Source organism: Deltaproteobacteria bacterium, assembly GCA_016874775.1.
In the GTDB taxonomy this organism is placed as follows: Bacteria; Desulfobacterota; Binatia; order Bin18; family Bin18; genus VGTJ01.
Map to the genome: position 1 here is coordinate 24165 of VGTJ01000052.1, position 7585 is coordinate 31749.

The window sequence follows — 7585 nt, forward strand, 5'->3', positions numbered from 1 at the left end:
GCGCCATTTGTAGGGGGAGCAAGCGGTTATGTTGTTCCGCAATGACAAAAAAGATACCCGCGAAAGAGGAGGAAGTGTGCGCCTGCCACTTTTACCGTTACGAGATATCATAGTTTTTCCGCATATGGTGGTACCGCTCTTTGTTGGACGCCAAAAGTCCATCAAAGCACTTGAAGAAGCTGTTGCTAACAAGCGGTTGGTTTTTCTCGCTACGCAGAAAGATGCGAAGGTCAATGATCCAATCCCAGACGACATGTACCAAGTCGGTACGATTGGTAATGTTGTCCAACTGCTGCGCCTTCCTGATGGCACTGTCAAAGTGCTAGTCGAGGGAAAAAAGCGTGGACGAATTCTTCGCCATCTTGACCAGAACGATCTCTTCTGGATTGAAGCTGAAGAGATTGAGGAAGCGCACAACCGCGGCTCCGACATTGATGCGTTGACTCGAACGGTCAATTCAACATTTGAGAATTACGTTCGGCTCAATAAGAAAATCCCACCTGAAATGATCATGTCGGTTGCGGCTATCGACGACCCCTCTCGCTTAGCGGACACGATCATTGCTCATCTGGGTGTCAAGCTTGAAGATAAACAAGTACTCCTCGAAACGATCGATCCAGCCGAACGCTTAGAAAAAGTGCTTGGTCATATGCGGTCGGAGATTGAAATTCTCGAAGTTGAGCGACGAATCCGTAGTCGGGTCAAGAAGCAAATGGAAAAGTCGCAGAAAGAGTACTATCTCAACGAGCAGATGCGAGCGATCCAGAAAGAACTTGGTGAGAAAGACGAATTCAAGAACGAGATCCAAGAACTTGAGGAAAAGATCCGACAGAAGAAGATGTCCGCCGAAGCCCGAGACAAGGTCGAGAAGGAACTCAAAAAGCTGAAATCAATGTCGCCCATGTCCGCTGAAGCGACGGTAGTGCGAAACTATATAGATTCTCTCCTTTCTCTGCCGTGGTATGACTACACCGAGGATCGACTTGATATCCAGGATGCAGAAAAAGTCCTCGATGAAGATCACTATGGGTTAGAAAAAGTCAAAGAACGTATCTTGGAGTACCTTGCAGTTCAAAGCCTGGTTGGCCAATTACGTGGGCCGATTCTCTGCTTTGTTGGTCCTCCGGGAGTTGGAAAGACCTCGCTTGGGAAATCGATCGCACGTGCCACCGGCAGGAAATTCATTCGTGTGTCCCTCGGCGGAGTACGAGATGAAGCTGAGATTCGTGGCCATCGACGAACCTACATCGGTGCGATGCCAGGAAAAGTCATTCACGGCATGAAAAAAGCCGGCTCTGGAAACCCTGTCTTTCTGCTTGATGAGATAGACAAGATGTCCACCGATTTTCGTGGTGATCCCTCGGCGGCGTTGATGGAAGTACTCGATCCCGAACAGAACACCGCTTTTAACGATCACTACTTGGATGTTGATTACGACCTCTCCAAAGTGATGTTCATCTGTACAGCAAATGCGTTGGAGCGTATCCCACGGCCACTGCAAGATCGTATGGAGATTATCCGTATCCCTGGATACACCGAATGGGAAAAGCTCCATATTGCCAAAAAATATCTGCTCAAGAAACAGCGAGAAACGAACGGTCTCAGTGAGCAAAATATCGACTGCCCAGACAGTGTCCTCCTTGCCGTAATCCGTTCGTATACCAGAGAGTCTGGCGTACGTAGTCTGGAGCGCGAAATTGGTACGCTGTGTCGAAAAGTAGCGGTTGAAATTGTTAAGAAAGACCGTAATGCACGTGTCCGTCTGACGACGAAGAACCTGGCGAAGTTCCTTGGTCCTGCAAAGTTCCGAGTCAGTAAAGCGGAACAAGAAGACAAAGTGGGAGTTGTGACTGGTCTAGCGTGGACCGATATGGGTGGTGAAATTCTTGCCACTGAAGTGACAGTTGTTCCGGGTAAAGGCAAGCTCACAGTGACAGGCAAGATCGGCGAGGTAATGCAGGAGTCGGCGCAGGCGGCAATGAGTTATGTTCGTTCTCGTGCGGAAGAGCTTGGTTTAGACAAAGACTTTTACCAGAAAATCGACATCCACCTACATATTCCTGAAGGAGCAATTCCGAAGGATGGACCATCAGCTGGAGTGACGATTGCCACGTCGCTCGTATCTGCGCTCACAGGGACCTTGGTACGTCATGATATTGCGATGACTGGAGAGATCACACTCCGTGGCAGAGTCCTGCCCATCGGCGGACTCAAGGAGAAGGTCCTTGCTGCTCACCGTGCGGGGATCAAAAAGGTCCTATTCCCTGAAGAGAATGTAAAAGATCTGCAAGAAATTCCTGCTGAAGTTCTCAAAGCGATACAAGTAGAACCAGTCTCTCATGTAGATGAGGTCTTGCGTAAAGCCCTCCTCCTTGATGATCCGAACAGTTTCTTGGTTCGTCGCGAAGCAGATCTCGCTCAAGCGATATACCCTCCTGAGACAGCGGTCCCGCCTTCATCTTCAGAAATTGTGACTCACTAACTACAGGGGATTGACGGGAAGATTTTTGAGTGTTACTGCTCTCGCCTCCGGTCGCGAAGAAGGAAAGCATGCCCCCGTCAATCTCCTGTGTAGCCTTTGCTCAAGGGCGGTTAGCTCAGCGGAAGAGCATCGGCCTTACAAGCCGAGGGCCATCCGTTCGAACCGGATACCGCCCATGGTGGGGTCGTAGTTCAGCTGGTTAGAACGCCGGCCTGTCACGCCGGAGGTCGCGAGTTCGAGTCTCGTCGGCCCCGCCACCCTTTTTAGATGAACAGAGAGTGATGAAATGAAGAAGGAGACAAAAACAATCTCAAGAGGCACGTTACTCGATGCTCGACGATGGCACATCGTCGATGCTGCGGGCAAGACCGTTGGTCGCCTTGCTACCGTTGTTGCTGCAGCGTTACGGGGGAAGAATAACCCAGCCTTTTCTCCCCATCTTGATTGCGGGGATTTTGTGGTTGTGATCAATGCCCGCCAAATTCGCTTTACCGGGAATAAGTTGCAAGACAAAATCTATTACCGCCACACAGAATATCCTGGTGGTATCCGTTCAACGTCCGCCGGGCAGATGTTGGCGTCGAAGCCTGAAGAGGTGGTGCGCTTGGCGGTCGAAGGTATGCTGCCCAAGACACGCCTTGGACGGAGTATGGCAACCAAACTGAAAGTGTATGCTGGATCAGAGCATCCGCATCGCGCACAGCAACCAATGGAGTTAAACGTCGGGGAATAGGGTATGGCTGAAAGAAGAACAGAGTACTGGGGTACAGGGAAGCGGAAAACGGCGGTTGCACGGGTGCGGCTTTTTAGTGGCAACGGAAACTACGAGGTCAACCAACAACCCCTTTCATCGTATTTTGGCAGAGAAACTGGCCAAATGATTGTGCAACAGCCTTTTGCCGTGACACAAACAGAAGGTCAATATGATTTGATCGCCAATGTACAAGGTGGCGGTAACTCTGCCCAAGCCTCTGCGATCCGTCACGGTGTGACCCGTGCATTGCTTAAGGCGAACCCAGATTTTCGTTCGCCACTAAAGAAGGCTGGCTATATTACCCGCGATTCACGCGAAGTGGAACGTAAGAAATACGGGAAACATAAAGCGCGAAAACGGCCACAATACTCAAAACGGTAAGGTTCTCTGCGAGCGGGTCAGTCGACACCAAGTAGAAAAAACACTCCCACCAGACACGTGGCGCTGTTCGCTATCCAGGCTGAAAGAAATGGTGATAACGCGCCACTGTGACCAAGAGATACCGAGAGTGCAAGAAGCACCCAGTAACTAAAGCCTATCACCAGTGCAAGCCCCAGTGAGGTTGTCAGCGTCAGCTGTTTTGCTCCAGGAACTGCGAGAGACAGCCCCAAAAGGGTCATCGTGAGCGTGGCGATGGGTAGTGCCCCCTTCAAGTAGAGGTCTACTTGATATTCTGTGGTATCCAATCCCTTTCTTTGTAAATCGAGAATGTATTGCCGGAGTTGTTGAGAGGAGAATTCTTCCGCCTCTAATGCAACAATTGCAAAGTCATCTGGTGTCTCGCGCAAGAGCGAATGACAGAGCTGACCCGCGATAGGTTGAACGTTAGAGAAGGATCGTTCTTGGAAGTTCTCACAGTTCCACTTTCCGTCCTTCCACACTGCGCGTGAGACCTCGGCTAAAGATCGGACCTGAAACTGATCATCAAGCTGATAGATAGTCAAACCTGAAAGAGATTTATCGTGCAGGTCAAAATGCTCGATATGATAAAAGACTCTCTCGCCGTGATACCAAAAGCCGCGTTCGTCAAAGAATCCTTTAAATGGTTTCTTTTTGATCTCTTCAGAATTAATCACCCGTGCTTTATGAAATGCGGGCGGAACAATGACTTCATTCCAGCCCCAGATCGCGACACTTAATATTCCTGCGACAGAGAGCAACGGGCGCGCAATTTGCACTGTGCTCACTCCGCATGCCTTTAATGCCAGTAATTCGCGACTCCGAGAGAGCAGGCTCAGGCTCAAGAGGGAACCCGTGAGGGCTGCGGCTGGTGCCATCTGCGAAACGAACAACGGTGCTTTGAAAAAAAAGTAACGAAGAACAGAAAAGATGCTAGCGTCTTGACGGATGAAGTCGTCCAGGCGGTCAAAGAAGTCGATCAGAAGTGCGAGCGTCCACAGAAAGAGCAGGCATAAACAGAAGGTGCGGAGAAACTCTCTGCTCAGGTACAGTGGAATAATCCGAAAAGAAGAGGCATTCGCAAACGACATAGCAAATCATCACCGCATGACTATATTGTTTCTCAAACAACGAATGAAGGAGGGGAACGTTCCACACCCAGCGGGGCGTCAACGTTTTTCCTGTGCAGTTCGCAAGAACAGCATAATCCCTACGGTGCCGAGTACCAAATTCGGCAGCCATAGTGCAAGTGCTGGTGGCAGAGAACCTTTCTTGCCGAGCGTTTCTCCTACCGTAAGGAGAACATAGTATGCGACAATGATGGCAATACTAATGGCAAACCCATGTGAGCGAAACCCCCATGCCGGACGAATAGCAAGGGGAAGAGCAAGCAGCGCAAACACGACACAAGAGAAGGGCAAAGAGAATCGGCGATGCCATTCGGACAATTCCGCGTTGACACGCTCCCCATTCTGTTGTTTTTCATTGATCACAAATTGTAGGGTACGAAGCGAGAGCTCTTGCGGTGCGGCAGTTGCTTGCGTCATCTCCGTAAGCGCCGCGGCCAGGTTGAGCGTTAAATCATAGGTAGAAAAGTGAGTGGTCTGATACCCTTTGCGCGATACTTCCGTACTATGGACTGTGCCATCGAACAACCGCAGAGTGAGTAACTGATTGTCTTCATTCACTACAACCAGCCCTTGGCGAGCGAAGATCGTATTCTGTTTTTGGGCACTCCGATTATCGGCGATCATGACCCCTTGTAACAACGTTCCTGGTGGGTGAATCTCATCAGTGTAGACAACGACGCCAGCGAACTCATCATTGAAGGTTTTTTCCTTCAAGCCAGCAGTTGCGCGTGTTTTCGTGACCTCGTAGATCACCCCTCGCAATGCCGCGTTGCTCCATGGGCGTGCATATAAAGTAAGGAAAAACGTTCCACACAACACTAGCAGTGTGGCGACAGCGACAGGAACCGCCATTTGCAGAAAGCTAATGCCGCAACTTTTGAGCGCCACAATCTCTCGATCCGAAGACAACCGGCCAAAACTCCACAGGAGGGCAAGAAGGAGCGACATGGGCACTGTCACTTCAAAGAACGCAGGCAGAATATAGAGAAAAATAGCGAGTAACTGTTCGAGCGGGACACCACGGTTGACGACGAGCTCAACGAGCTTGAGGATGCGGACGGTAAATAAGATAATCGTGAAAATGAGCAGAGCAAAAAAGAAAGGAGTCGCAAGTTCTCGATAGATATAGCGACATAAAATTTTGCCCATGCATCCGCATCCTAGGAAAAAAGAAAAAGATTGTAAATCGCGACGACTGTATGGTTGGCATCCTATCCGTGAACATTTGCGTGCGCGCCCTCAGCACGTTCTTGAACTGTACTTACTCCCATCGCTTAAGGGGTCAGCACTTGAGGCGCTTGCTCGCCAAGCGCATGTCCCGGTCCGTTATGAGACCCCAGCGTTTTTCGAGGATTTCACCAATGGGGGAGTGCATCAGGGAGCCGCTGCTCGTCTGCAACCATTTCCATACGTATTGCTCCCCGACCTCCTTGCGCAGGAAGGAGAGTTGCTCCTGGTGCTCGATGGGCTTGTCGACCCACGTAATCTTGGCGCTCTCTTACGCACCGCAGAAGGCGCAGGTGTTGCTGGAGTGGTTATTACGGAATCGCGCTCGGCACCATTATCTGCAGTTGCTGAAAAAACGGCGACTGGAGCAACGGCGTATTTGCCTATCACTCGGGTCGAAAATCTCGCCCGTGCGTTATCCACGATTCGCGAGCGGGGGTATTGGATTGTCGGATTGGTCCAAGATGCACAGCAATCACTCTATGAGCTTCAGCTCTCTCATAAAATTGCCCTTGTCCTTGGTGGAGAAGAGAAGGGACTCCGTCAGTTAACGCGACAAATGTGTGACTGTACGGTCTCTCTTCCTATGCTGGGCCAGGTTGAGTCGCTGAATGTTTCTGCTGCTGGTGCGATTGCGCTATACGAGTTCCTCCGGCGTAGGATACCACAAAGAGGCGGTAAGAATCGTACACCTGAGAAGTGAGCTGACGGCTTCGTTAGCCACGATGAAGAATGTTGTTGCGGTGAGAGGGAATAGGAGCGTACTGATTTTTACCAACGCTGCGGTTTGCTGACGCACCGTTCGGCACGGTCTTTGTCTCCTGCTCTTGACTTGTGCATAGTGAATCGATAAGTTTTACGACTCCTAAAATTTATGAAACGTAAAACATGGTCTCGCCTGTCGTATTTCTCTTCTAGGGCTACGAGAACCCTGCAGTGCGTCTTGCAGGGGCCGAATAGTTGCTGGCGTAGCTCAATCGGTAGAGCAACTGATTTGTAATCAGTAGGTTGTAGGTTCAAGTCCTATCGTCAGCTTGTTTCAGTCATGGCAATGTAAAACAAGATATGGAGAGATTCCCGAGTGGCCAAAGGGAGCAGACTGTAAATCTGCCGGCGTACGCCTTCGGAGGTTCGAATCCTCCTCTCTCCATAATGAAAACGGTGAATGAAATAAGTGGGTAACTGAAGACAGTGACGCGGGAATAGCTCAGCTGGCTAGAGCGCAAGCCTTCCAAGCTTGGGGTCGCGGGTTCGAATCCCGTTTCCCGCTTTTTAATGAAGTTTTTGCGTGAGTTACTCTGTCGGGAGTAAAATGTCAGAAATGGGGGTCCGTTTTGCTATTGCCCAGGTAGCTCAGTCGGCAGAGCACGTCCTTGGTAAGGACGAGGTCGGCGGTTCGATCCCGCTCCTGGGCTTCGTTCTCCCTGACCTTTGGAGCAAAAGCCCTTTTAACCCTAACTAACAACGAGGAGTGAAGCGATGGGTAAGGCGCGGTTTGAGCGGACGAAGCCGCATGTGAATGTGGGGACGATAGGGCATATTGATCATGGGAAGACGACGTTGACGGCGGCGATAACGAAGGTGTTAGCGGAC

The 7585-nt window shown here is 50.5% G+C and carries 7 protein-coding genes and 6 tRNA genes; 11 read left to right on the plus strand and 2 right to left on the minus strand.

Annotated elements, in window-relative coordinates:
* Positions 1 to 28: 28 nt before the first annotated feature.
* The 5 genes from FJ147_11045 to rpsI all read left to right on the plus strand — a co-directional run bounded on the left by FJ147_11045 (position 29) and on the right by rpsI (position 3617).
* The gene (locus FJ147_11045) at positions 29 to 2482 is read left to right on the plus strand and encodes an endopeptidase La (protein ID MBM4256420.1); all 2454 of its coding nucleotides are present in this window, start codon (positions 29 to 31) and stop codon (positions 2480 to 2482) included.
* Positions 2483 to 2586: 104 nt separating this feature from the next.
* Positions 2587 to 2658, plus strand: a tRNA-Val gene (locus tag FJ147_11050).
* A gap of 4 nt (positions 2659 to 2662) precedes the next feature.
* A tRNA-Asp gene (locus FJ147_11055) sits at positions 2663 to 2739 on the plus strand.
* A 29-nt stretch (positions 2740 to 2768) separates the two neighbouring features.
* Entirely contained in the window at positions 2769 to 3215 is a 447-nt protein-coding gene (gene rplM / locus FJ147_11060; protein MBM4256421.1) for a 50S ribosomal protein L13, read from the plus strand.
* 3 nt (positions 3216 to 3218) lie between these two features.
* On the plus strand, positions 3219 to 3617 hold the full coding sequence (gene rpsI / locus FJ147_11065; protein ID MBM4256422.1) for a 30S ribosomal protein S9: 399 nt from the start codon (positions 3219 to 3221) through the stop codon (positions 3615 to 3617).
* A 17-nt stretch (positions 3618 to 3634) separates the two neighbouring features.
* On the opposite strand, the gene lptG is transcribed toward rpsI, so the two are convergent.
* Positions 3635 to 4726, minus strand: a complete 1092-nt coding sequence (lptG, locus tag FJ147_11070) for an LPS export ABC transporter permease LptG (GenBank protein MBM4256423.1) — start codon at positions 4724 to 4726, stop codon at positions 3635 to 3637.
* 78 nt (positions 4727 to 4804) lie between these two features.
* Positions 4805 to 5914: an LPS export ABC transporter permease LptF gene (gene lptF, locus FJ147_11075; GenBank protein ID MBM4256424.1), complete on the minus strand. Its 1110-nt coding sequence runs from the start codon at positions 5912 to 5914 to the stop codon at positions 4805 to 4807.
* Between lptF and rlmB the strand changes: the two genes are divergently transcribed.
* The 6 genes from rlmB to FJ147_11105 all read left to right on the plus strand — a co-directional run.
* Positions 5913 to 6695 carry a 23S rRNA (guanosine(2251)-2'-O)-methyltransferase RlmB gene (gene rlmB / locus FJ147_11080; GenBank protein ID MBM4256425.1) on the plus strand — a complete coding sequence of 261 codons (783 nt, stop codon included), beginning with the start codon at positions 5913 to 5915 and terminating at the stop codon, positions 6693 to 6695. The two genes, lptF and rlmB, sit on opposite strands and share 2 nt — an antisense overlap.
* A 259-nt stretch (positions 6696 to 6954) precedes the next feature.
* Positions 6955 to 7027, plus strand: a tRNA-Thr gene (locus FJ147_11085).
* A gap of 32 nt (positions 7028 to 7059) precedes the next feature.
* Positions 7060 to 7142: transfer RNA gene (locus FJ147_11090), tRNA-Tyr, on the plus strand.
* A 46-nt stretch (positions 7143 to 7188) separates the two neighbouring features.
* A tRNA-Gly gene (locus FJ147_11095) sits at positions 7189 to 7262 on the plus strand.
* Between the two features lie 72 nt (positions 7263 to 7334).
* A tRNA-Thr gene (locus tag FJ147_11100) sits at positions 7335 to 7407 on the plus strand.
* A gap of 64 nt (positions 7408 to 7471) precedes the next feature.
* Positions 7472 to 7585, plus strand: a 114-nt coding sequence (locus tag FJ147_11105) for a hypothetical protein (GenBank protein ID MBM4256426.1), incomplete at its 3' end; no start/stop codon positions are given.

Coding starts and splice junctions, on each gene's coding strand:
- FJ147_11045 (MBM4256420.1), top strand. CDS start 29: ATGTTGTTCCGCAATGACAAAAAAGATACCCGCGAAAGAGGAGGAAGT.
- rplM (MBM4256421.1), top strand. CDS start 2,769: ATGAAGAAGGAGACAAAAACAATCTCAAGAGGCACGTTACTCGATGCT.
- rpsI (MBM4256422.1), top strand. CDS start 3,219: ATGGCTGAAAGAAGAACAGAGTACTGGGGTACAGGGAAGCGGAAAACG.
- lptG (MBM4256423.1), bottom strand. CDS start 4,726: ATGTCGTTTGCGAATGCCTCTTCTTTTCGGATTATTCCACTGTACCTG.
- rlmB (MBM4256425.1), top strand. CDS start 5,913: ATGCATCCGCATCCTAGGAAAAAAGAAAAAGATTGTAAATCGCGACGA.
- lptF (MBM4256424.1), bottom strand. CDS start 5,914: ATGGGCAAAATTTTATGTCGCTATATCTATCGAGAACTTGCGACTCCT.